Annotated in this window: 20 protein-coding genes; 13 read left to right on the top strand and 7 right to left on the bottom strand. The window is 66.2% G+C overall.

Annotation, left to right across the window (positions count from 1 at the left end):
* Nucleotides 1-163 precede the first annotated feature (163 nt).
* Nucleotides 164-1510 (bottom strand): tRNA (N6-isopentenyl adenosine(37)-C2)-methylthiotransferase MiaB, encoded by a 1347-nt coding sequence (miaB, locus tag ISP17_RS04715; protein WP_404630524.1) that lies wholly within the window; start codon nt 1508-1510, stop codon nt 164-166.
* 219 nt (nt 1511-1729) lie between these two features.
* Here miaB and ISP17_RS04720 point away from each other — a divergent pair, with 219 nt between their 5' ends.
* On the top strand, nt 1730-2848 hold the full coding sequence (locus ISP17_RS04720) for a lytic transglycosylase domain-containing protein (protein WP_404630526.1): 1119 nt from the start codon (nt 1730-1732) through the stop codon (nt 2846-2848).
* Here ISP17_RS04720 and ISP17_RS04725 read toward each other — a convergent pair.
* Nucleotides 2834-4021 carry a S1C family serine protease gene (locus ISP17_RS04725; protein ID WP_404630528.1) on the bottom strand — a complete coding sequence of 396 codons (1188 nt, stop codon included), beginning with the start codon at nt 4019-4021 and terminating at the stop codon, nt 2834-2836. The two genes, ISP17_RS04720 and ISP17_RS04725, sit on opposite strands and share 15 nt — an antisense overlap.
* A 323-nt stretch (nt 4022-4344) precedes the next feature.
* Between ISP17_RS04725 and petA the strand changes: the two genes are divergently transcribed.
* The 5 genes from petA to ISP17_RS04750 all read left to right on the top strand — a co-directional run bounded on the left by petA (nt 4345) and on the right by ISP17_RS04750 (nt 8128).
* Nucleotides 4345-4950 (top strand): ubiquinol-cytochrome c reductase iron-sulfur subunit, encoded by a 606-nt coding sequence (gene petA / locus ISP17_RS04730; RefSeq protein ID WP_404630530.1) that lies wholly within the window; start codon nt 4345-4347, stop codon nt 4948-4950.
* Nucleotides 4950-6251 (top strand): cytochrome b, encoded by a 1302-nt coding sequence (locus ISP17_RS04735; RefSeq protein ID WP_404630532.1) that lies wholly within the window; start codon nt 4950-4952, stop codon nt 6249-6251. The genes petA and ISP17_RS04735 overlap by 1 nt, the downstream gene beginning before the upstream one ends.
* The gene (locus tag ISP17_RS04740; protein ID WP_404630534.1) at nt 6244-6975 is read left to right on the top strand and encodes a cytochrome c1; all 732 of its coding nucleotides are present in this window, start codon (nt 6244-6246) and stop codon (nt 6973-6975) included. Before ISP17_RS04735 ends, ISP17_RS04740 begins: the two co-directional genes overlap by 8 nt.
* Nucleotides 6976-7046: 71 nt before the next feature.
* Nucleotides 7047-7670, top strand: a complete 624-nt coding sequence (locus ISP17_RS04745; protein ID WP_404630536.1) for a glutathione S-transferase N-terminal domain-containing protein — start codon at nt 7047-7049, stop codon at nt 7668-7670.
* A gap of 26 nt (nt 7671-7696) precedes the next feature.
* Entirely contained in the window at nt 7697-8128 is a 432-nt protein-coding gene (locus ISP17_RS04750; protein ID WP_404630538.1) for a ClpXP protease specificity-enhancing factor, read from the top strand.
* A gap of 279 nt (nt 8129-8407) precedes the next feature.
* On the opposite strand, the gene ISP17_RS04755 is transcribed toward ISP17_RS04750, so the two are convergent.
* The 4 genes from ISP17_RS04755 to ISP17_RS04770 all read right to left on the bottom strand — a co-directional run bounded on the left by ISP17_RS04755 (nt 8408) and on the right by ISP17_RS04770 (nt 12461).
* Nucleotides 8408-8845, bottom strand: a complete 438-nt coding sequence (locus ISP17_RS04755; RefSeq protein WP_404630540.1) for a DUF3301 domain-containing protein — start codon at nt 8843-8845, stop codon at nt 8408-8410.
* A 52-nt stretch (nt 8846-8897) separates the two neighbouring features.
* Nucleotides 8898-9755, bottom strand: coding sequence for a carboxylating nicotinate-nucleotide diphosphorylase (gene nadC / locus ISP17_RS04760; RefSeq protein ID WP_404630542.1), 858 nt, complete (start codon nt 9753-9755; stop codon nt 8898-8900).
* Nucleotides 9752-12079 (bottom strand): DUF1631 domain-containing protein, encoded by a 2328-nt coding sequence (locus ISP17_RS04765; protein ID WP_404630544.1) that lies wholly within the window; start codon nt 12077-12079, stop codon nt 9752-9754. The genes nadC and ISP17_RS04765 overlap by 4 nt, the downstream gene beginning before the upstream one ends.
* A 112-nt stretch (nt 12080-12191) precedes the next feature.
* Nucleotides 12192-12461, bottom strand: a complete 270-nt coding sequence (locus ISP17_RS04770; RefSeq protein WP_404630546.1) for a Trm112 family protein — start codon at nt 12459-12461, stop codon at nt 12192-12194.
* Between the two features lie 60 nt (nt 12462-12521).
* Between ISP17_RS04770 and purE the strand changes: the two genes are divergently transcribed.
* Both purE and ISP17_RS04780 read left to right on the top strand, forming a co-directional pair.
* The gene (purE, locus tag ISP17_RS04775) at nt 12522-13025 is read left to right on the top strand and encodes a 5-(carboxyamino)imidazole ribonucleotide mutase (RefSeq protein WP_404630548.1); all 504 of its coding nucleotides are present in this window, start codon (nt 12522-12524) and stop codon (nt 13023-13025) included.
* Nucleotides 13022-14179, top strand: coding sequence for a 5-(carboxyamino)imidazole ribonucleotide synthase (locus ISP17_RS04780; RefSeq protein WP_404630550.1), 1158 nt, complete (start codon nt 13022-13024; stop codon nt 14177-14179). Before purE ends, ISP17_RS04780 begins: the two co-directional genes overlap by 4 nt.
* 82 nt (nt 14180-14261) lie before the next feature.
* On the opposite strand, the gene sodB is transcribed toward ISP17_RS04780, so the two are convergent.
* A complete protein-coding gene (gene sodB, locus ISP17_RS04785) occupies nt 14262-14840 on the bottom strand; it encodes a superoxide dismutase [Fe] (RefSeq protein ID WP_404630552.1) in 579 nt (192 codons plus the stop codon).
* 121 nt (nt 14841-14961) lie between these two features.
* Here sodB and grxD point away from each other — a divergent pair, with 121 nt between their 5' ends.
* The 5 genes from grxD (at nt 14962) to ISP17_RS04810 (ending at nt 22032) form a co-directional block, all read left to right on the top strand.
* On the top strand, nt 14962-15288 hold the full coding sequence (gene grxD, locus ISP17_RS04790; RefSeq protein ID WP_404631441.1) for a Grx4 family monothiol glutaredoxin: 327 nt from the start codon (nt 14962-14964) through the stop codon (nt 15286-15288).
* Nucleotides 15285-16046, top strand: coding sequence for an SDR family NAD(P)-dependent oxidoreductase (locus ISP17_RS04795; protein ID WP_404630554.1), 762 nt, complete (start codon nt 15285-15287; stop codon nt 16044-16046). Before grxD ends, ISP17_RS04795 begins: the two co-directional genes overlap by 4 nt.
* Before the next feature lie 67 nt (nt 16047-16113).
* Nucleotides 16114-16713, top strand: coding sequence for a YhgN family NAAT transporter (locus tag ISP17_RS04800; protein WP_404630556.1), 600 nt, complete (start codon nt 16114-16116; stop codon nt 16711-16713).
* A 76-nt stretch (nt 16714-16789) separates the two neighbouring features.
* Complete coding sequence (locus ISP17_RS04805; protein WP_404630558.1) at nt 16790-18505, top strand: GNAT family N-acyltransferase; 1716 nt, start codon at nt 16790-16792, stop codon at nt 18503-18505.
* A 287-nt stretch (nt 18506-18792) separates the two neighbouring features.
* Nucleotides 18793-22032 carry a TonB-dependent receptor gene (locus ISP17_RS04810; RefSeq protein ID WP_404630560.1) on the top strand — a complete coding sequence of 1080 codons (3240 nt, stop codon included), beginning with the start codon at nt 18793-18795 and terminating at the stop codon, nt 22030-22032.
* Nucleotides 22033-22113: the final 81 nt, after the last annotated feature.

Genomic DNA, 22113 nt, shown 5'->3' on the forward strand with positions numbered 1-22113 from the left:
GCTTTCGCGGGAATGACGGTGAGGGGGCGCTCCGTTGATATCGCGGTATCAGCAATCAGCCCATGGCCGATTTTGAGCGTGGGCATGCCCGGTAGGCGCTTGTCCCGTAGACGAGGGCGATGTGGCTACGTGAGCAATTTGCAATCGCGCACAGGGTGCGCTCCTACAACGCGCCGGCGGTTTCGTGGCTGTGCAGGCGGCCGCGCAGCGAGTTGCTCATCGCGTCGGTGATCAGCACGTCGACGAACTGGCCGATCAGGCGCGCATCGCCGGGGAAATTCACGTAGCGCATGTTCTCGGTGCGGCCGCTGAGTTCGCTGGCGTTCTTGCGGCTGGGCTTTTCCACCAGCACGCGCTGCACGGTACCGACCATCGCCTCGTTGATCGCTCGGGCGTTGGCGTTGATCGTCGCCTGCAGCCGGGTCAGCCGGGCGTGCTTGACCTCGGCCGGGGTCGGGTCGGGCAGGTTCGCCGCCGGAGTGCCGGGGCGCGAGGAGAAGATGAAGCTGAAGCTCTGGTCGAAGCCGACATCGTCGATCAGCTTCATGGTCTTCTCGAAATCCTCATCGGTCTCGCCGGGGAAGCCGACGATGAAGTCCGAGCTGATGCAGATGTCCGGGCGCACCGCGCGCAGCTTGCGGATCTTCTGCTTGAACTCCAGCGCGGTGTAGCCGCGCTTCATCGCGCTGAGGATGCGGTCGGAGCCGGCCTGCACCGGCAGGTGCAGGAAGTTGGCCAGCTTCGGCACGCTGGCATAGGCCTCGATCAGCGAGTCGGAGAACTCCAGCGGATGCGAGGTGGTGAAGCGGATGCGGCCAATGCCGTCGATCTGCGCGATGGCATGGATCAGCACGGCGAGATCTGCGGCGCCACCGTCGTGCGTGGCGCCGCGGTAGGCATTGACGTTCTGGCCCAGCAGGTTGACCTCGCGCACGCCCTGTTCGGCGAGCTGGGCCACCTCGACGAGCACGTCGTCGAACGGGCGGCTGATCTCCTCGCCGCGGGTGTACGGCACCACGCAATAGCTGCAGTACTTCGAACAGCCTTCCATGATCGAGACGAACGCGGTCGGGCCTTCGGCGCGCGGCTCGGGCAGGTGGTCGAACTTCTCGATCTCGGGGAAGGAGATGTCCACCTGCGGCTTGCCGGTGGCGCGGCGCGACTCGATCAGCTCGGGCAGGCGGTGCAGGGTCTGGGGGCCGAACACCAGATCCACATAGGGCGCGCGCTTGACGATCGCCTCGCCCTCCTGGCTGGCCACGCAGCCGGCCACGCCGATCAATACCGGCCGGCCGTCGGCCTTGTGCTCCTTCCAGCGGCCGAGCTGGCTGAACACCTTTTCCTGCGCCTTCTCGCGGATCGAGCAGGTGTTGACCAGGATGACGTCGGCCTCGGCTTCGTTGTCGGTGAGCTCCATGCCGTGCGATGCCTTGAGCACGTCGGCCATCTTGGCCGAGTCGTACTCGTTCATCTGGCAACCGTGGGTCTTGATGAAAAGCTTGCCGCTCATGGGGCGAGATACCATGGTTCGAAAGGGGGCGGCGGGTGCCCGCCGAACCGCGCAGTTTACTCGTCGCGGCATCCGCCTGCCAGCAAGCGGGCTTGCCGGATCAAGCACTTGCATGGCCCGGTCGGCGGTGTTCCACGCCCTGGCCGGTGTCGCGACACGGTGCACAGCTCGGCGCGCTCGCACTTGGCGATGCGGGTCGATCGCTGCACACTGCGCCGCATGACCGCTGCCACGCGCCAGAAGGGGAGCGCCGGTCGGTCTGGCCGCCGCTTCCCGCGTTCGTCGATCCTGTTGCGGATCGCGTTTGGCTGCGCGTTCGCGGCGCTCCTGCTGGCGCCGTATCTGGCCCGTGCCGAAGTGCTGTACCGCTGCACCGGTGCCAGTGGCGAGGCCGTGTTCACCAGCAAGACGGCCGGCTACCAGCATTGCCATCGGATCGGCGCATATGCCGCGCCACGGCGGACCGTAACGCCGCGGCGGGTGCCCGTTGTGCAAAATCCTTTCGCGGGCGTGGCGGCATCGGTCACCACCACCGCGACGGCCTTGTCCGCGTTGCCACCGCCGCGCCGCCTGTTTGTCGGCGTCCAGGCCTCGGTGGAGACCACCGCGCAGGTGCTGCCCGACCGGCCGCTCCGGCAGGGCGCACGCGGGCAGTGGGACTATCGCGAATCACGCAACGCATTGGCTGCGGCCGAGGCGACGGCGGCGGGAGCGGGCGATCGCGTGCTGCGTGGCGCGGTGTATCGCGTCAAGCGCGCCGACGGCAGCGTGGAATACACCAATATCGCGCCGGCCCAGGCGCGTGGTCACGCCGTCACGATGCTGTTCACCTACATCGCCACCTGCATGGCCTGCGACCTGCATTCGCCGATCCACTGGAATTCGGTGCGGCTGAACCTGCAGGACTACGCCAGCGCCATCCGCCAGGCGAGCACCGACTACGGCGTGAACGAGGCGTTCCTGCGCGCGATCATCCACGCCGAGAGTGCGTTCAACCCGCACGCGATGTCGATCAAGGGCGCCCAGGGCTTGATGCAGTTGATGCCCGGCACGGCGAGCGACATGGGCGTGCTCGATGCGTTCGATGCCGAGCAGAACATCCGCGGCGGAGCGCGCTATCTCGGCATGCTGCTGCAGTCCTTCAACGGCAACGAGAAACTGGCGGCGGCGGCGTACAACGCGGGCCCCGGCGCAGTGCAGCGCTACAAGGGCGTGCCGCCGTATGCGGAGACCCAGGTCTACGTCAGTCGCGTGGCGGCACTGCGCCAGCGCTACGGGCAGGCGCTGCGCCCGCCGCTCGCGGCGGTGCATGCCGGTGTGGCTTCAGCCATCCAGTGAGCTGCTGTCCGGCAGCACGGAAGGGCGTTGCGCAATCGTGACGCTGAGGCGGAACGGTGCGCCATTGCGCAGGCCGGACACGTCGACCTTGCTCCCCGGTTTCAGTGCAGCTTCGTGCCGGCGCAGGTCGGCCGGATCGGCGATGTCGTCGTCGCCGATGCGCAGCAGGATGTCGTGCGGCTGGATGCCCGCCGAGGCTGCCGGCCCGCCGGGATAGACATCGGACACCTGCACGCCGCGCGCCGCCGCCGGCAGCCCGCTGTCCGCCGCTACCGGCACGAAGGCGTAGTCGGCACCCAGCCAGCCGCGCACCACGTGGCCGGTATCGATGATCTGGTCCAGCACCTTCTTGGCGCTGTCCATCGGGATGGCGAAGCCGATGCCCTCGGCATTGGCGGCCTTGCCGATCAGCAGCGTGTTGATGCCCACCAGGTTGCCCCTGGCATCGATCAGCGCGCCGCCGGAATTGCCCAGGTTGATCGCCGCGTCGGTCTGGATGAAATCTTCCGGACTGGAGCTGCTCAGCTGCCGGCCGATCGCGCTGACGATGCCCATGGTCACGGTCTGGTTGAGGCCGAACGGGTTGCCGATCGCCAGCACCACGTCGCCGGGCCGGACGCTGGCATGCGGCTGGAAGTGCGCCACGGGCAGGTTGTTCGCGTCGATCTTCAGCACCGCCAGGTCGGTCTCCTGATCCGCGCCCACGATCTTCGCCTGGGCGACGCGGCCGTCGTAAAGCAGCACCTGGATGTCGTCGGCATTGGCGATGACGTGGTTGTTGGTCAGCACGTAGCCATCGGCATTGACGATCACCCCCGAGCCCAGGCTCTGCTCGCGGCGCTTGTACGCCGGGCCCGCCGGCATGCCGCCGAAGAGTCTTTGCATGAGCGGGTCGGTATACATCCGCAATGCCTGCTCGGTGACGGTCTTGTTGGCGTAGATGTTGACCACCGAGGGCGCAGCGCGGGCCACGGCGTCGGCGTAGGAGAGCGTCGGCCCGGCCGCCCCTGTCGTGGTGACCGGCAAGCTGGAGGGCGTCGTCGAGGCCAGGCCGAAGCGTTCCCGCAGGTGTTCGCCCGAGGTGGGCCACAGCAGGCTCACCACGAAGGCAAGGGCCAGCCCCAGGATCGCGAATCGGGCGATGAAGCCGAGCAGGCCGGCGGCATGTTTCATTGCGGGATGCTTTCGTAAAATGGTGCGTGGAGACGGCGCGCGCGGCTTGCTGCGGCGCGTGACCGCACCGCGAGTTTGATTGTACGGGGCGGGGGCTGACGCTACACTAACGCGATTTTTGCGGGTGCCGGATTTTGACCGGTACGTGCGAAGCAGGTCGGCCCGTCGTTGCGAGGGCGGCCGTCGCGGCCAGGACGGCAAGCGTCAGCGGTAGCCGCACGTGGCGCCGGGGGCACGTTGCCGCGACAGATGGCTCGCTTCGCAGGTACCAGTGGAAGCCACCGGTCCGCACCTCAATGGCATTGCAAGTTCCGGAGAGCCTGATGGCGAACGAAGTCGTCGATCACGGCCGCCGCCGTTTCCTCACAGCAACCACTGCGGTGGTTGGTGGAGCGGGAGTCGTTGCGGCAGTCGTGCCCTTCATCAAGACGTGGGAACCGAGCGCGCGCGCCAAGGCCGCCGGTGCTCCGGTGACCGTGGATATCAGCAAGATCGAGGAAGGCCAGAAGGTGACCTTCCCGTGGCGCAGCAAGCCGGTGTTCGTGGTGAACCGCACCAAGGCACAGCTCGCGTCGTTGCCGATGGTGGACTCGCGCCTGGTCGATCCAAAGTCAGATGGCTCGTCGGCGGGCCAGCAGCCGAAGTACGCCCAGAACGAAGCGCGCTCGATCAAGCCGGAATGGCTGGTTATCGTCGGTTTGTGCACGCACCTGGGTTGCGTGCCGGACTTCGTGCCCGAGATCAAGCCGGAGCCGTTCGACCCGGAGTGGAAGGGCGGCTTCTACTGCCCGTGCCACAAGTCGCGCTACGACATGGCCGGCCGCGTGTTCAGCGGCGTGCCCGCCCCGCGCAACCTCGAGGTGCCGCCGTATCACTTCGTGAATGACACCACCATCCAGATTGGCGTGGATCCGAAGGAGGCCGGCTGATGGCTAACGTATTCACCCGCATGGGCGACTGGGTCAACGAGCGCGCGCCGAACATGATGCCTGCGTACCGCAAGCACATGACCGAGTACTACGCGCCGAAGAACTTCAACCTCTGGTACTACTTCGGTTCGCTGGCGCTGCTGGTGCTGGTCAACCAGATCGTGACCGGCATCTTCCTCACCATGAACTACAAGACCAGCGCGCTCGAAGCGTTCGCCTCGGTCGAGTACATCATGCGTGACGTGGAGTGGGGCTGGCTGATCCGCTACATGCACTCCACCGGCGCCTCGCTGTTCTTCATCGTGGTGTTCCTGCACATGTTCCGCGGCCTGATGTACGGCTCGTTCAAGAAGCCGCGCGAGCTGGTGTGGATCCTCGGCATGCTGATCTTCCTGGTGCTGATGGCCGAGGCCTTCATGGGCTACGTGCTGCCGTGGGGCAACATGTCGTTCTGGGGGGCCAAGGTGATCATCTCGCTGTTCGGCACCATCCCCTACATCGGCGACTCGCTGGTGCAGTGGATCATGGGCGACTACATCCCGGCCGACGCCACGCTCAACCGCTTCTTCGCGCTGCACGTCATCGCGCTGCCGCTGGTGCTGTTGCTGCTGGTGGTGCTGCACATCGCCGCGCTGCACGAGGTGGGCTCCAACAATCCCGATGGCGTGGAGATCAAGAAGGGTCCCAAGGGCAACCGCTGGGATGCGCTCAAGCCGGCCGACGGCATTCCGTTCCATCCGTACTACACGGTGAAGGATCTGGTCGGCGTCGGTTTCTTCCTGCTGATCGCGGCCTTCATCATCTTCTTCGCGCCCACCTTCGGCGGCTGGTTCCTGGAGCACGACAACTTCATCCCGGCCAACAACCTGGTGACGCCGACGCACATCAAGCCGGTGTGGTACTTCACCCCGTTCTACGCGATCCTGCGCATGATCCCGTCGTTCTTCAGCACCGCCATCTGGGGTGTGCTGGGCATGTTCGGTGCCATTGCCCTGTTGTTCGCGATGCCCTGGATCGACGTGGGCAAGGTGCGTTCCATTCGCTATCGCGGCACCGGCTACAAGGTGGCGCTCGGCTTCTTCGTGCTGTCCTTCATCATGCTCGGTGCCGTCGGCGCTGGCGTGACGGCGGAAGTGATCCCCGAGTGGTTCGGCAACGTCGACGTGACGTTCTGGGAGAACCTGTTCGGCCGCGCGATGACCTTGATTTATTTCGGCTTCTTCGTCTTCCTCGGGCTCTACACGCGTCTGGGTTGGGAGACCACGAAGCCGGTTCCGGAACGGGTGACGATGCATGACTAAGCGTTATTTCTCCACGATTGCGCTGGCCCTCGGGCTGCTGGTCGGCAGCGTCTCGGCGATGGCCGCGGAAGAGGGCGGTCTGCCAAAGGCTGGCACCAACGTCAGCGATCAGGCGTCGCTGCAGCGCGGTGCCAAGCTGTTCTTCAATTACTGCGTGGGCTGCCACTCGCTGAAATTCATGCGCTACTCGCGCATCGGCGAGGACCTGGGCCTGTCCGAAGACGAGGTGATGAAGAACCTCAACTTCACCGGTGCGAATTTCGGCGAGACGATCGAATCGCACATGCCGGCGGCCGACGCAGCCAAGTGGTTCGGCAAGGCTCCGCCGGATCTCTCGCTGGAAGTCCGTGCGAAGACGGCCGACTGGGTCTACGCCTACCTCAACTCGTTCTATCTGGATGCCAGTCGCCCGGTGGGCTGGAACAACACCATCTTCCCCAACGCCTCGATGCCGAATCCGTTGTGGGAACTGCAGGGCGTGCAGACGGCGGTGAAGAAGGACGGCGGCGAGGAAGTGGAGAAGCTGGAGCTGTCCAAGCCGGGCAAGATGACGCCGGCGGAGTTCCAGCAGGCCACCCGCGACCTGACCAATTTCCTGGAGTACGCGTCGGAGCCGGCCGCGCTGCAGCGCAAGCACTACGGCGTCTGGGTGCTTTTGTTCCTCGCCGGTTTCACCTTCCTGGCGTACCTGCTCAAGAAGGAATACTGGAAAGACGTCCACTGATCGCGACGACAGTGGCAAGCGTGCGGCGGCCCTGGGCCGCCGCATTCCGTTGTTAGCTGGGGAGATTGCGCATGGTTCAAAGCGCCCGCTCGCGTACGGTGCTCACTCTGTACACCACCGCCGATGACATCCAGTGTCATCGGGTGCGCCTTCTGCTCGCCGCCAAGGGCGTGAGCTACGAACGCGTGATGGTGGAGCCCGGCAAGCCGCCGGAAGATCTGGTCGATCTCAATCCCTACGCCAGCACACCCACCCTGGTGGATCGCGACCTCACGCTGTACGACACGTCGGTGGTCTGCGAATACCTCGATGAGCGCTATCCGCACCCTCCGCTGATGCCGATCGACCCGCTCTCTCGTGCCCGCCTGCGCCTTGCCGCGGTGCGCATCGAGCGCGACTGGCTTCCGGAGGTGGACATCATCCGTGCCGGTGGCCGGCCCGCCGACGCCGCGCGCAAACGCCTGCGCGAGCAGCTGCTGGCTTCGCTGCCGCTGTTCAAGGCGGCCAAGTTCTTCCTCAACCCGGAAATGAGTCTGGCCGACTGCCTGGTGGCGCCGGTCGTCTGGCGGCTGCCGTGGCTGGGCGTGGATCTGGGCAAGGAGGGGCGGCCGATCCTCGATTACGGCGAGCGCCTGTTCCACAGCCAAGGCTACGCACGCAGCCTGACGGCCGAGGAAAAGGCGATGCGGCCTTGACGATGGCCCATGACGACACTCCCGCGATGACGTCCAATCGCCCGTATCTGCTGCGGGCGATCTACGACTGGATCACCGACAACAACCTCACGCCCTACATCCTGGTGGATGCCGGGCGCGAAGGCGTGCGTGTGCCGCCGCAGGTGATCAAGAACGGGCAGGTGGTGCTCAACCTGGCCATGCGCGCGGTCGCCAACCTGGATCTTGGCAATGAATGGATCAGCTTCCAGGCACGGTTCTCGGGGGTCAGCCAGTCGATCCTGATCCCGGTCCAGGCGGTGCTGGCGCTCTACGCGCAGGAAAACGGCCAGGGCATGATGTTTCCGGCCGAAGACGATGGTGGCGGTGACGTTCCACCTCCTCCGACCGACGGCGGCAATGCGCCGGGCGGTGCCGATGGCGCCTCCGAGGGCGATCGTCCCAAGCGCGGCACTCCGAACTTGCGCGTAGTGAAGTAAGGCGTGTACGGCGCCCGTCCTGCGATGGCGCAACGGATGCCCTGTTCCACCAAGACGCGGGTTCACTGGTTCGGTTTCTCGGCAGGTAGCCGAGTGGCGGCCTGCCGAGCTGACGCATTGAAGACCTGTGGGCCGACGAGGTTGGCCTCTATCGCGGCCTTCGAAGCTGTGAAGCTCAAAAGGTCGCGATGTCGTGCAACGCAGGCTTCCAGCCTGCCAGGCACGCCCTGTCGACCTTTCGAGCATCATGCCGCTGGCGCCGGACCGCTCAGTGCAACGCTAGTGCCGCTGCTGATCGTTCGGCAACCTGCGGCGCAGGGGAATGACATTGCTGGACGCGCCGGTCTCGATCGGGGCTTCCGAACCAGCCCGGCGCGCGCTGGTTGATTCCTCGCCGCCACCCACCAGCCATTGCACCGTCGGCAGGTTCAGGCCGCTGACCCGCTGCCCGATCATCCACAGGCGGCCCTGCTCGCGATCTTCGCCGTCGATGCTGACGTCGAAGCCGTAGCCCCGTTCCAGCCGTCGATGTCCATCCATCCGCCGCAGCCGGATGGCGCGCAGGCCCACCGTCTCGTCCAGCAGCTGCAGTCCGTGCAGCTCACAGTGGCGACGCGCGGCCGATACCGCAATCTCGCGTGCGCGCGATAACTTCATCCAGGCAGTGACGATGCCGCCGAGGACGAGCAAGAGAAGGAGGTCGTGCAGGTTGCCCATCACGGCAGTGTGTGTGCGGTGCGCAGGGTTCGCAAGGGCGCTGCGGTCCGCCTCAGTCGAGGCGCAGCCGCAGCGACAGGTCGATGGCGCGCACGTGCTTGGTCAGCGCGCCCACCGACACGAAATCGACGCCGGTGGCGCCGATCGCGCCGATGGACTCCAGGTCGACGTTGCCCGACCCCTCAAGCGAGGCCCGGCCGGCGGTGATGCGCACCGCATCGCGCATGGCGGGCAGCTCGAAGTTGTCGATCATGATGCGGTCGGCGCCTGCGTCCAGCGCCTCGACGAGCTCGTCGAGGTTTTCCACCTCGACTTCCAGCGGCAGCGAAGGATGCAAGCGACGCCCGGCCGCCACGGCCGCGGCGATGCCGCCGGCCGCGATAATGTGGTTTTCCTTGATCAGCACGCCGTCGTACAGGCCGGTGCGATGGTTCCACCCACCGCCGCAGCGGACGGCGTACTTCTGGGCCAGGCGCAGCCCGGGCACGGTTTTGCGGGTATCGAGCAGACGCGTGCGGGTGCCGGCGAGTGCGGACACGTAACGCGCAGTCACCGTAGCCGTGCCCGACAGCAGCTGCAGGAAGTTGAGCGCCGAGCGTTCTGCGGTCACCAGCGCGCGGGCGCGCCCGTGCAGGGTGCAGATGGCGCGATCGGCAGCGAGGATGTCGCCGTCCTGGTGCTGCCAGTCGATACGCACGTCCGGGTCGAGCATCCGGAAGCAGGCGTCGAACCAGGGCCGGCCCGCCAGTACGGCGTGCTCGCGGCAGGTCAGGACGGCGGTGGCGAAGGCGGATTCGGACAGCAGATCCGCGGTGGCATCGCCCGCGCCGATGTCTTCGGCGAAGGCGCGTTCCACATCAAGACGAATCAACTCGGCAGGCGGCGGGGAAAAACGGTCGCCCTGGTTCATCCGGGCTCCGACGCATCGCTGGCGGGCTGGCTCAGTCGGCCCACGATCGCATCCATCGCACGGTCGAAGAAGGCGTTGGATGCGAGTATCCGCGCGGAGCCGGCGGCCAGCGAGGCGGCCAGCTCCTGCGGGGCGAAATCGCCCACCTTCAGGCCGCGCCGGTTCACGAACAGGTAGCGGCCGCTCATCGGGCTGATCCACGACAGCTTGGCGCGCTCGGCGGCGCTGCCGGCAGGGCAGAACTCGATCCAGGTGCCGGGCTTCATGGCCCCCACGGCTTCCATCTGCGCCTGCACTTCCGGCGCGAGGATCTCCAGCGGCTCGTCCGTCGTGCCGGCAGCCAGCGGCGCGGTCTCCTGCACCGTGTCGACGATCGACTGGATGCTTTCGGGAATCGCCGGCGGCCCCTGCTCGGACGTCGTGGTGGCGGCCGGGTCCGCTTCGCCCAGCTGCTGGCGGTAGAAGGCGTGGAGCTGGTCGAGCAATCGCTCGACGTCGTTGTCCTGGAAGGCCACGTTGGCCAGGCCGCGGCGCAAGGCCCGCTCGATGCCCGGAAGCATCTGGCGCAGGGTGGCGCGGCTTTCCGCGTCGCTGCCCAGGCGGGTGCTCGCGATGAACTCGTTGACGAAACGCAGGCCATCGGCAAATTCGGGCGAATCTTCGCCCTGGCGAAGCAGGATGAGCACCAGATAGTTGGCCCAGGCCCGCGCAAGCACGCCGTGGACAAGTGGCGGGATCGGCCGGCCGTCGATCCGTTCGAGAATTTCGCGGGCGGCCCGGCGCCGGGCCTGTTCGAGCTTTTCGCGACCGCGGGTCGACTCGGCCACGCGCTGCTCGGCGAGCTCGGCGCGCTTGCGGGTCAGCTCCTGGAACTCCTGCAGATCGGCGAGCAGGCGATCGAAGATCCCCATGTCGTCGTCGAATTCGTGCAGCAACTGCTCGACGATGGCCTTCACCTTGTCGTGCAGGCGGCGGTCCTTGTCCGACTCGTCGGACCAGCCCTTGGCGACGTCGGCCAGGCTGTCGAGCAGGCGGCGGGCCGGATGCTGCCGGTGCGCAAACAGGCGCCGATCGAGGATGGCCGCCTTGAGATAGGGAATCTGCAGCCGGGCCAGCAGCACCTGCATCTGGGGCGGCAGGTTGCGGTCTTCGAGGATGAATTCGAAGAGCATACCGACCAGGTCGATGGTGTCCTCGTCGATCGAGGACACGTGATGCGGGCGCTCCCCGCGCAGCGAGCCGATCTGGTTGAGCAGGTGCTCCTTCAGGGCGGCCACTTCGTGCGCGATGTCGAAATCCACCGCGCCGCTTCCGGCAACGGTGCCTATGCCCAAACCACCGGCCGTGCCGGGGCTACCCGATCCCTGACTGGCCATCTGGCTCTGCAGCACGCTGAGGGCGCCGAGCAATTCATTGGCGGTGGGCAGCGCCCGACTGCCGGATACAGACGCGCCGAGGCCGGAAAGGTCGTGTCCCGCACGGCGCGCGGTAAACAGCGCATGCAGGGTATCGAGCAGGTTGCCGGCATCTTCCGCCGATACGTCGCCCCCCGTGCCCAGCGCGTTGGCGCCACCGGCCGCAGCGCGGGTGCCGCTTCCGGCCGGCTGTGACGCACCGCTTCGGGTGATCCCGTGCCGCAGCTGCGGCAAGACGCCCGCTCGCATCAGTTCGGCATTGAGCTCCTGATAGAGCTCCTCCAGGCCGGACAGCACGTAACGGTCGAACAGCTTGTAGATGATCAGCTTGACGCGCATGTCGGCCGACAGTTCGCGCATGGCCTGGCGGAAAGTCTGGGTCAGTACCGCCGGACCCACTGGATTGTTGGTGTCGTCGACCTTGATGCCGCCGCAGATCACCGACAGGCGCTGGTTCAGCGCAAACAGGTCGCGCGTGATGCGCGAAGCGTTCTTGCTGATCAGGCTGGTGATCGCCAGCGATTCCTCCAGCTCGTTCTCGCCGACCAGGCTCAGTTCGATGTTGCCCAGGGAGGGGGGCGAAGAGTCGGTCGACGCGCTGCGGCGATTGGCCGCGAACTCCGTCAGCTCGCGGCTGAATTGGGCCAGATAGGCGCGCTCCACCACCGGCCGACGCTTGCGCACTTCGCGCATGCCGTCGAAGTAATGCATCTGGGCAGCGTTGTTTTCCGCCTTCTCGGCCAGGTCGAACAGGGCGTCGTCGACGTGCTCGAACATGTTGCCGAGCAGCACCTGGAGCCGACGGCTGGCGGTGTCGCGCACCGAATGGACCAGCGCGCCGAGGCGCTCGGGCGATTCCGGCCGCTGATTGAGATTGACGATCTTGCTCGGTTCGATGGCGTCTTTCATTGCCGCCCCCTGAGGCGAACCTTCTGGACATCAGCAGCCGCGACGGCCACACGGGCCTAAACAATAAGCCGAAATCGGCCGAATTGTCATGCGCTGGGCAGCAGTTTGAAGCTCAGGCGGTTGGCAGGTCGCTCAACTGGACGGTGCCAATGCCTTCTTCGGGCAGCATCACCGGGATACCGTCCTCGACCCGGTAGATCACCTTGCCGTCGACGGTGATAAGGGCTTCGTCGATGCGGTGGGTGATCGCGGCGCCGCCGACGGTCTGCAGACCGCCTGCACCGATGGCACGGTTCGCCGCGTCCAGCTCGGCCCGGGATGCCGGTCGGACCGGGGTCTTGCTGACTGGGCAACAGAGAATGTCGAGCAGGCGCTTGTCCATGGGAACGGGTGTCGGTGCCGGGGAAAGCCCTTACAATAGCGGCTTTTGGAAGGCCCAGCCATGACGACAACTGCATTGCCGCCGCGCGTGGGCGTGGTCATGGGCTCCCGTTCCGACTGGGAGACCATGCAGCATGCCGCCGACCTGCTGGTCGAGCTGGGCGTGGCCCATGAGGTGCAGGTGGTGTCTGCCCATCGCACCCCGGATCTGCTGTTCCAGTACGCCGAGCAGGCGGTGGAGCGCGGCATCCAGGTGATCGTCGCTGGCGCCGGCGGCGCGGCCCATCTGCCGGGCATGCTGGCCGCCAAGACCCGCTTGCCGGTGCTCGGCGTGCCGGTGCAGTCCAAGGCGCTCAACGGCATGGATTCGCTGCTGTCGATCGCGCAGATGCCGGCGGGTATCCCGGTGGGAACGCTGGCCATCGGTCGGGCCGGGGCGGTGAACGCCGCGCTGTTCGCCTGCGCCGTGCTCGCGCTGCACGATCCGGTACTGGCGCAGGCGCTCGATGCGTATCGCGAACGCCAGACCCGCAACGTGCTCGATCACCCGGACCCGCGCGCATGAGCGACCGTCGTCAGCCGGTTCTCGGGGTGCTGGGTGGTGGACAGCTGGCACGGATGTTGGCGATCGCCGGCGCACCGCTGGGCGTGCAATCGCTGGTGGTCGACAGCTCGTCCGACGCCTGTGCCGGGCAGGTGGCGCCGCTGGTGGTGGCCGACTGGCACGACCACGCAGCGCTGGGCGAATTTGCCGCCAAGGTCGACGTGGTGACCTTCGATTTCGAGAACGTGCCCGCCGACACCGCGCATTGGCTGGCGGAACGGGTGTCGGTGTTTCCGAATCCGCGGGCGCTGGCGGCGGCGCAGGATCGCCTGGCCGAAAAGACCCTGTTCCGCGAGTGCGGCCTGGCCACCCCGGAATTCGTGCCAGTGGACACCCGCGCGGATCTGGATCGTGCGCTGGCCGTCACCGGCGCGCCGGCGATCCTCAAGACGCGGCGGCTGGGTTACGACGGCAAGGGCCAGTTTCGTTTGCGCAGTGCGGATGACGCCGACGCTGCCTGGGCCGCGCTGGGTGCGCAGGCCGCGGCGCACGGCCTGATCCTGGAAGCCTTCGTCCCGTTCGAGCGCGAGCTGTCGGTGCTGGCCGTGCGCGGTCGCGACGGCGAGTTCCGCACCTGGCCGCTCACCCGCAACTGGCATACCGATGGCGTGCTCAGCCTGAGCCTGGCCCCGGCACCGGACATCGATGCGCTGCAACCGCGTGCCGCCGCGCTCGCCCGCACACTGGCCGAGCGGCTCGATTACGTGGGGGTGTTCGCACTGGAGCTGTTCGTGAAGGACGGCGAGCTGCTCGGCAACGAGATGGCGCCGCGGGTGCACAACTCGGGTCACTGGACCATTGAAGGTGCCCACACCAGCCAGTTCGAGAACCACGTCCGTGCCGTGCTCGGCCTGCCGCTGGGCGACACCGGCGCGCGCGGTGCATCGCTGATGTTCAACTGGATCGGCGAGCTGCCCGATCCCGCCCCGTTGCTGCGCACCGTCGACGGCCACTGGCACGACTATGGCAAGCGGGCCCGGCCGGGTCGCAAGGTGGGGCACGCCACGGTGTGCGCGCCGGACGCGTCGACGCTGTTGGAGCGGGCCGAGGCGCTGGCGCAGGTGATCGGCTGGGAGCAGCCGGTGGCCGCGGTGCGTGAGGCGGTCGGCATCTGAGGCTCTCGCCCGCGCGGTAGGGGAATGAAAAAAGCGGAGCCGGTGACGGCTCCGCTTTTTTATTGGGCGATGGCCGGGAAGATCAGGCCAGGTTCTTCGCCGCGAAATCCCAGTTCACCAGGTTCCAGAACGCCTCCAGGTACTTCGGGCGGGCGTTGCGGTAGTCGATGTAGTAGGCGTGCTCCCACACGTCCGCGGTGAACAGCGGCTTGTCGCTGCCGGTGATTGGCGTGGCGGCGTTCGACGTGTTGACGATGCCGAGCGAGCCGTCCGGACGCTGCACCAGCCAGGTCCAGCCGGATCCGAAGTTGCCAGTGGCCGACTTGGTGAACTCTTCCTTGAATTTCTCGAACGAGCCGAACGCCTTGGTGATCGCGTCGGCCAGCTTGCCGGTCGGCTCGCCGCCGCCGTTGGGCTTCATCGAGTTCCAGTAGAACGTGTGGTTCCAAACCTGCGCGGCGTTGTTGAACACGCCGCCGGAGGACTTCTTGACGATGTCTTCCAGCGCCGCGTCCTCGAACTCGGTGCCCTTGATCAGGTTGTTGAGGTTGGTGACGTAAGCCTGGTGGTGCTTGCCGTAGTGGTACTCCAGCGTCTCGGCAGAGATATGCGGCTCGAGGGCATTCTTTTCGTAGGGCAGGGCGGGCAATTCAATCGCCATGACTTTGGCTCCTTGACGTTGGCTGAGAGGGGGATGGGCTTGGGTCCGCGCCAGAGCGGCGCCGGGGAAGCGGCTGATACACTAGCGGCTTGCCTGCATTGTAGTGATGAAATCACGAGCTATGGACGTCAACGAACGAATCAAGGCCGTGCTCGCCGAGCACGCCATGGTGCTCTTCATGAAGGGCACCCCGCAGTTCCCGATGTGCGGTTTCTCCAGCCGCGCGGTGCAGGCGCTGCAGGCGGCGGGGGCTTCGTTCCATGCGGTGAACGTACTGGCCGATCCGGAGATCCGCGCCGCTTTGCCGCACTATGCGAACTGGCCGACCTTCCCGCAGCTGTTCATCCAGGGCGAGCTGATCGGCGGCTGCGACATCATCGAAGACCTGCATGCCGCCGGCGAGCTGGAGCGCATGGCCGCCGACGTGCTCGGAGCGCTGCACGGATGACGATGCCGCGAGTGAAGGAGCGCGCGCCGCTGCCGGTCGATGCGCTCGCCGACCGGGTCGTGCTGGTGACCGGCGCCTGCGGCGGTTTGGGTACCGCCACCGCCAAGGCGGCGGCGCGGGCCGGCGCCACGGTGATCATCACGGGTCGGCGCAAGCGCCAGCTGGAGCAGCTTTACGACGCCATGCTCAAGGAGCAGCTGCCCGAGCCGGTGATCCACCCGATGGACATCGAGAACGCCACGCCGGGCGATTACGAAGCGCTGGCCGAGGGCATCGAACGCGACCTCGGGCGGCTCGACGGCATTGTGCATGCCGCGGTGAGCTTTCCCGGCCTCACGCCGCTGTCGATGCATAAGCCCGACCAGTTTCTGCGTGCGATGCACGTGAACGTGTCCGCGCCGTTCGCGCTCACCCAGGCGTGTCTGCCGCTGCTGGCGAAGGCCCCCGACAGCGCCGTGGTGTTCGTGCTGGACGATCCGGAGCTGCTGTCGCGGGCGCACTGGGGTGCCTACGGCGCCTCCAAGGCGGCGCTGGAGCGCATGGTCGAGATCCTGCATCAGGAGAACGACCGTGGCAGCCTGCGCGTGCAGTGCCTGCTGCCCGGGCCGATGCGCACCGCGCTGCGCCGCGAGGCGTACTTCGGCGAGGATACGTTCCGCCATCCGCCGCCGGACGACGCGGCCGAGGCGGTGGTCTACCTGCTGAGTCCGCAGGGCGCGGCCGCGCGCGGTGCAGTGCTGGATCTGCGCAAGGCCTGATCGGCTGCACTTCACCCCTTGCGGGGCGTTTCACCAACACACAGGGGCTGTATCCATGGAAGCGCAGATGACCACCTTGTCGGCGGGAATCCTGCTGTTCCTGATCATGGATCCGCTGGGCAACATCCCGTTTTTCCTGAGCCTGCTCAAGGACGTGCCGCCGCGCCGCCGGCGCGTGGTGATGGTGCGCGAGCTGCTGATCGCGCTGGGCGTGCTGCTGGTGTTCCTGGTCGGCGGACAGCTGATCCTCAAGGCGCTGCAGCTCAGGCAGGAGTCGATCAGCATCGCCGGCGGCATCGTGCTGTTCCTGATCGGCATCCGCATGGTGTTTCCGCCGGCCGACGGTGGCGGCATCTTCGGCAAGCCGGGGCAGGGCGAGCCGTTCATCGTGCCGATGGCGATTCCCGGGGTGGCCGGGCCGTCAGCCATGGCGGCGCTGCTGCTGCTGACCAACACCCAGCCCGGCCGCACCGCCGACTGGGCGGTGGCGCTGGTGCTGGCCTGGCTGGCCACCTCGGTAATCCTGCTCAGCTCGACCTACCTGTTCCGCTGGCTGGGCGAGAGCGTGCTCACGGCGCTGGAGCGGGTGATGGGCATGCTGCTGATTGCGCTGTCGGTGCAGATGTTCCTGGGCGGTGTGGCGGCTTACCTGCACCTGACTGTCTGACATCCGGGCGTCGGCCCGGCAGTCGAGCGGCTGTCATAATTGGGCGCCAGCATGCAGGCAGTCCAAGGAGATGGTCATGCTCAGCATCGACAAAAGCCTCGTGGAGCGCCTGCCGTGGCTCGCGCAGCATCCGCGTATCCGTCGACCGGTGGCCGGCATGCTCGGCCGACTGGCTGACGAGGCCGGGTTCAACCGCGTGCTCAAGGCCGTGGGGGATGTGCAAGGTCTGGCCTTTGTCGACCGTACGCTCGACGAGCTGGGCGCCAGCTACCGAATAAACCCGCGTGAGCGCGAAAACATCCCGGTCGACGGCCCGTTGCTGGTCGTGGCCAACCATCCGCTGGGCATGCTCGACGCGCTTGCGCTGCTGCACCTGGTCGGTTCGGTGCGGCCGGACGTGCGTATCCTGGGCAACGACTGGCTGGCGCTGGTCGAGCCGCTGCGCCCGCTGCTGCTGCCGGTGGACGTGTTCGGCAAGGGAGCCGCGTCGAAGATGCGCAACATCTATCGCGCGCTGGAAAACGGCGAGGCGCTGATCGTGTTTCCGGCTGGTGAGGTGTCGCGGCTGGGGCCGGGAGGCCTGCGCGATGGCGCCTGGTCCGACGGTTTTGCGCGGCTTGCGCTGAGGAGCAAGGCGCCGGTACTGCCCATCCACGTGGCCGCGCGCAATTCGGCCATGTTCTACGGTGTATCGATGTTCGCCAAGCCGCTGTCCACCGCCATGCTGCCGCGCGAGGCGGTGACGCCGGCGCGTCAGCAGCGCATCGGCTTCAGCGTTGGCGCGCTGGTGAGTGCGGAGGAACTTGCCCAGCGCAGCGCCGGCGACCCGTCACAGGCGGCCAAGCTGATGCGCCGCCACGTTTATCGGGTCGGCCGCCACCGCGGCCTGATCTTCGGCGGCCAGGCGCCGCTCGCCCACCCGGAGCCGACCGAGCGCGTGGTTGCCGGACTGGCTGCCGAGGCGGAGAAGCTCGCCGATCTGGCCGACGGCAAGCAGGTCCTGTTGCTGCAGGGCTCACCCGACAGCGCCGTACTGCGGGAAATCGGCCGCCTGCGCGAGCTCACGTTCCGCAAGGTCGGCGAGGGCACCGGCGCGCGCCGCGATCTGGACGCCTATGACGCCTATTACGAACATCTGGTGTTGTGGGACCCGAAGGCACTGCGCATCGTCGGCTCGTACCGGTTCGGGCACGGCGGCCGGATCATCGCCGGACGCGGCATGGCGGCGCTGTATACCTCCAGCCTGTTCAGCTACTCGCCGGCGCTGGAGTCGCGGCTGGCGCAAGGCCTGGAGCTGGGGCGCAGCTTCATCGCGCCGGCGTACTGGAAGTCCCGCGCGCTCGACCAGCTGTGGCAGGGCATCGGGCTCTACCTGCAGCGTCACCGCGAACTGCGCTATCTGTTCGGTCCGGTGAGCATGTCGGTCAACCTGCCCCGCGAGGCGCGCGAGTGGATCGCGGCGGCCCATCAGCACTACTTCGGCTCGCCGGGACTGGCCTCGGCCCGCCAGCCGTTCGTGGTCTCCCACGACGTGGTGCAGATGGTGCGTGAGGCCCTGTCCGGGCTGGAGCCCGCGGAGGGGCTGGGCAAGCTCAAGCATCATCTCGATGCGCTGGGCGTCAGCCTGCCGGTGCTTTATCGCCAGTACGTCGATCTGGTGGAGCCACAGGGCGTGCAGTTCCTCGACTTCGGCGAAGACCCGGGTTTTTCCGGTTGCGTCGATGGCCTGGTGATGCTGGATCTGGCCAATCTCAAGCCGGCCAAGCGGGCGCGCTACCTGGGCAGGGATTGAGCTGCCGCGCGAGATCCTGCGCCAGGCGGGCGTCCGCCGCAGGGAGGCGGCCGTGTCCGGCCCATGCAGTGAATTTGTTACAAATCTGTCATACACTGACGTTAAAGTCGGTTTAACAAGTAGTTGGCAGGTGGGGTGGCCCCGCCGCAACCGTGTCTCCGACACCCAGCGTTACCAAAATCCGGGGAAAAGCATCGTTGTCCTCCGCGCCTGGCTGTTGCCGGGCCTTCGTACGTTCTTGCTTTTCGCTGACCGATTTCCGTTGCGAACCATAGGGTCGATACCGAATGAATAGTCGAATCCGTACCAAAGTTCTGCCGTTTGCCATCGCCAGCCTGCTCGCGACCGCGCCGGTGCTCGCGCAGAACGTCACCTCGTCGGCCGTCACCGGCCGCGTGCTCGACGCCAAGGGGCAGCCGGTTGCTGGCGCCACCGTGCAGATCGTGCATGAGCCGTCGGGCACCACCAAAGTTGTGACCACCGACAATGACGGTCGCTATACCGCGCAGGGCCTGCGCGTGGGCGGTCCGTTCGACATCACCGCTTCGAAGGAAGGTGTGACCAGCGCCGAGCAGGACAACGTCTACCTGCAGCTGGGCCAGACCTCCTCGATCAACTTGCAGGTGACCAGCGCCGAGCAGGCTAAGGATCTCGGCGCGGTGACCGTGTCGGCCTCCGCCCTGGCGCAGACCTTCACGCCCGACAACAAGGGCCTGTCGACCAACGTGTCGCAGCGCCAGCTCGAGACGACCCCGCAGGGCAACCGCTCGATCGACGACATCGCGCGTCTCGATCCGCGCATCAACGTCTCCGACCAGGGCGACGGCTCGATCTCGGCGGCCGGCCTGCCCAACCGCTACAACAACATCAGCGTCGATGGCATCTCGCAGGGCGACCCGTTCGGTCTGAATGCCAACGGCCTGCCGTACCAGGGTTCGCCGATCTCGGTGGACACCATCGGTGAATACAACATCTCCACCGCCAACTTCGACGTGATCTCCGACACCGTCGGCGCCGACGTCAATGCGGTCACCAAGTCGGGCACCAACGAGTTCCACGGTTCGGTCTATTATGCCTATCGCAACGCCAACAAGCTGGTGGGCGACGCGGGCTGGCTGGACAGCGGTGCGCCGGGCTACAAGTACACCGGCTACAAGCGCGACTGGACCGGCGGCATCACGCTGGGTGGTCCGATCGTGAAGGACAAGCTGTTCTTCTTCGTGTCGGCCGAGCAGGAAAAGACCGACGGCATCGGTGCCGACTCGGCCAACGGCCTTGACCCCGCACTGGGCAGCGGTGCCTCCACCGCCAACAAGATCTCCCCCGGGGATCTGCAGAAGGTGATCGACACGGCCAAGGCGCTGGGCCTGCAGCCGGGCACCTTCGGTGCCGGCAGCACCACGCTGGAAGACAAGCGCTACCTGGCCAAGCTGGACTGGAACATCTCCAACAACCACCGCGCCAGCCTGACCTACCAGTACACCAAGGAAACCCAGCCGATCGTGCAGGGCAACAGCTCGAACTCGGTCGGTCTGAGCAGCTACTGGTACACCAAGGACAGCCTGACCAAGAACACCGCGATCCAGTTCTACGACGACTGGACCGAGAACTTCTCCACCGAGGCGAAGGTGAGCTACCAGTCGTTCGAGCAACTGGCCGGCAACGCGATCAACCAGCCGCAGGTGAGGGTCTACCTTGATGCGGCCGGCCGCGGTCCGTCGGTGTACCTGGGCGAGGACCAGTTCCGCCACGAGAACGCGATCAGCACCAAGAAGTGGACCGCGTTCCTGGCTGGCACGCTGTACCTGGGTGATCACACCATCAAGGGCGGCATCGACTACCAGCGCGACAAGATCTACAACCTGTTTGGTCGCACCGAGCACGGCAACTACACATTCTACGGCCTGAACAATTTCCAGGCGGGCAACTACGACTCGTACTTCCTGTACCAGCCGTCGGCCGGCTACACGCTCAGCGATGTGGCGGCCAAGTGGGTGTACAGCCAGTACAGCCCGTTCCTGCAGGACACCTGGCAGGTCAACAATGCGCTGTCGGTGACCTACGGCGTGCGCGTGGACATTCCGCACGCAGATAGCGCCCCGGTGTACAACGCCAAGTTCGAGCAGGCGTTCGGTTATCCGAACAACACCAAGCTCGGTGCCAAGAACAAGGTGGTCGAGCCGCGCTTCGCGTTCAACTACAGCTTCGATACCGAGCGCATGACCCAGCTGCGCGGTGGCTTCGGTCTGTTCCAGACCTTCCCGCCGACCGTGTGGATGACCAACCCATACCAGAACAACGGCCTGACGGTCACCAGCTACTCCTCGTTCGATCCGGCCGACGCCTCGTTCAGCCCCGACCCGTACGCGCAGAACATCCCCACCGGCACGCAGAACCCGCCGGCGGGCGTGGTTGACACGATCGACCCGAACTTCAAGCTGCCGACCGTGTGGAAAGCCACGCTGGCGTTCGATCGCGAGCTGCCGTGGTGGGGCATGATCGGGTCGGTCGAGGTGCAGCACATCAAGGCGCGTGACGGCATCTTCTACCAGGCGATCAACATTGGCGCGCCGACCGGCTACCTGCCCGACGGTCGCGAGCAGTACTGGAAGACCCCGGGTGAGAAGGCCAACAGCCGCGACGCGGCGTACAACCGCAACCTGGCCTTCTCGCAGGATTCCACGCTGCTCACCAACACCAGCAAGGGCAAGTCAGACAGCCTGACCCTGGCCCTGTCCAAGCCGTTCTCCGACGACTGGTTCGGCAACGTGAGCTTCACGCTCAACCACGCCACCGAAGTCAATCCGGGCAACAGCTCGCAGGCGTCCTCCGGCTACAAGTACGTGGTGCGCAAGAACGTCAATGAGGAAGTGGCCGGCATCGCCGATCGCAACATCGCCAAGACCGTCAAGGTTGCACTGACCTGGCAGCACGCGTTCTTCGGCGACTACAAGACCTCGGTCTCGGCGTTCTACACCGGTCGCAGCGGCAACCCGTACAGCTGGATCTTCTCCGGCGACGTCAACGGCGATGGCATCACCTTCGAGGATCCGGCCTACATTCCGAAGGCAAACGATCCGCTGGTGAGCTACGGCACGACCGATCCGAAGGTGATCCAGCAGTTCCAGGACTTCATCTCCAGCAACGATTACCTCAACAGCCACCGTGGTCAGATCGCCAACCGAAACGGCGCACACTCGCCGTGGATCAACCAGTTGGACATGAGCTTCTCGCAGGAAGTGCCGGGGATCTTCAAGGGCAACAAGGGCATCCTGCGCCTCGATGTCTACAACTTCCTCAACCTGCTGGACAAGAACTGGGGCCAGACCACGTACACCCAGTACGGCACCCGCACGCTCGCCGGCTACAACGGCGTGAACGCGAATGGCCAGTACGTGTACTTCCTGCCGACGGACAAGAACGGCAACTACCAGCCGCAGCAGTTGATCCAGTACGACGCGGGCTCCAACCCGACCCGCGTGGTGTCGCGCTGGTCGGCCATGCTGACCCTGAAGTACACCTTCTGATCATCTGATCGGATCCTGATGTGAAACGAGCCGGCGCCCGCAAGGGCGCCGGTTTTTTATTGCCTTGACCATGACATGAGG

The organism is Dyella ginsengisoli (genome assembly GCF_044904665.1).
Classification (GTDB): domain Bacteria; phylum Pseudomonadota; class Gammaproteobacteria; order Xanthomonadales; family Rhodanobacteraceae; genus Dyella_A; species Dyella_A ginsengisoli.

Bases quoted from the DNA above. Each gene is read 5' to 3' on its own strand.
- ISP17_RS04755 (WP_404630540.1), bottom strand. From the start codon at position 8,845: ATGGGCAACCTGCACGACCTCCTTCTCTTGCTCGTCCTCGGCGGCATC.
- ISP17_RS04770 (WP_404630546.1), bottom strand. From the start codon at position 12,461: ATGGACAAGCGCCTGCTCGACATTCTCTGTTGCCCAGTCAGCAAGACC.
- ISP17_RS04745 (WP_404630536.1), top strand. From the start codon at position 7,047: ATGGTTCAAAGCGCCCGCTCGCGTACGGTGCTCACTCTGTACACCACC.
- ISP17_RS04805 (WP_404630558.1), top strand. From the start codon at position 16,790: ATGCTCAGCATCGACAAAAGCCTCGTGGAGCGCCTGCCGTGGCTCGCG.
- ISP17_RS04735 (WP_404630532.1), top strand. From the start codon at position 4,950: ATGGCTAACGTATTCACCCGCATGGGCGACTGGGTCAACGAGCGCGCG.
- petA (WP_404630530.1), top strand. From the start codon at position 4,345: ATGGCGAACGAAGTCGTCGATCACGGCCGCCGCCGTTTCCTCACAGCA.
- grxD (WP_404631441.1), top strand. From the start codon at position 14,962: ATGGACGTCAACGAACGAATCAAGGCCGTGCTCGCCGAGCACGCCATG.
- ISP17_RS04810 (WP_404630560.1), top strand. From the start codon at position 18,793: ATGAATAGTCGAATCCGTACCAAAGTTCTGCCGTTTGCCATCGCCAGC.
- ISP17_RS04725 (WP_404630528.1), bottom strand. From the start codon at position 4,021: ATGAAACATGCCGCCGGCCTGCTCGGCTTCATCGCCCGATTCGCGATC.
- ISP17_RS04750 (WP_404630538.1), top strand. From the start codon at position 7,697: ATGACGTCCAATCGCCCGTATCTGCTGCGGGCGATCTACGACTGGATC.
- ISP17_RS04720 (WP_404630526.1), top strand. From the start codon at position 1,730: ATGACCGCTGCCACGCGCCAGAAGGGGAGCGCCGGTCGGTCTGGCCGC.
- miaB (WP_404630524.1), bottom strand. From the start codon at position 1,510: ATGAGCGGCAAGCTTTTCATCAAGACCCACGGTTGCCAGATGAACGAG.
- sodB (WP_404630552.1), bottom strand. From the start codon at position 14,840: ATGGCGATTGAATTGCCCGCCCTGCCCTACGAAAAGAATGCCCTCGAG.
- ISP17_RS04740 (WP_404630534.1), top strand. From the start codon at position 6,244: ATGACTAAGCGTTATTTCTCCACGATTGCGCTGGCCCTCGGGCTGCTG.
- ISP17_RS04795 (WP_404630554.1), top strand. From the start codon at position 15,285: ATGACGATGCCGCGAGTGAAGGAGCGCGCGCCGCTGCCGGTCGATGCG.
- ISP17_RS04765 (WP_404630544.1), bottom strand. From the start codon at position 12,079: ATGAAAGACGCCATCGAACCGAGCAAGATCGTCAATCTCAATCAGCGG.
- purE (WP_404630548.1), top strand. From the start codon at position 12,522: ATGACGACAACTGCATTGCCGCCGCGCGTGGGCGTGGTCATGGGCTCC.
- nadC (WP_404630542.1), bottom strand. From the start codon at position 9,755: ATGAACCAGGGCGACCGTTTTTCCCCGCCGCCTGCCGAGTTGATTCGT.
- ISP17_RS04780 (WP_404630550.1), top strand. From the start codon at position 13,022: ATGAGCGACCGTCGTCAGCCGGTTCTCGGGGTGCTGGGTGGTGGACAG.
- ISP17_RS04800 (WP_404630556.1), top strand. From the start codon at position 16,114: ATGACCACCTTGTCGGCGGGAATCCTGCTGTTCCTGATCATGGATCCG.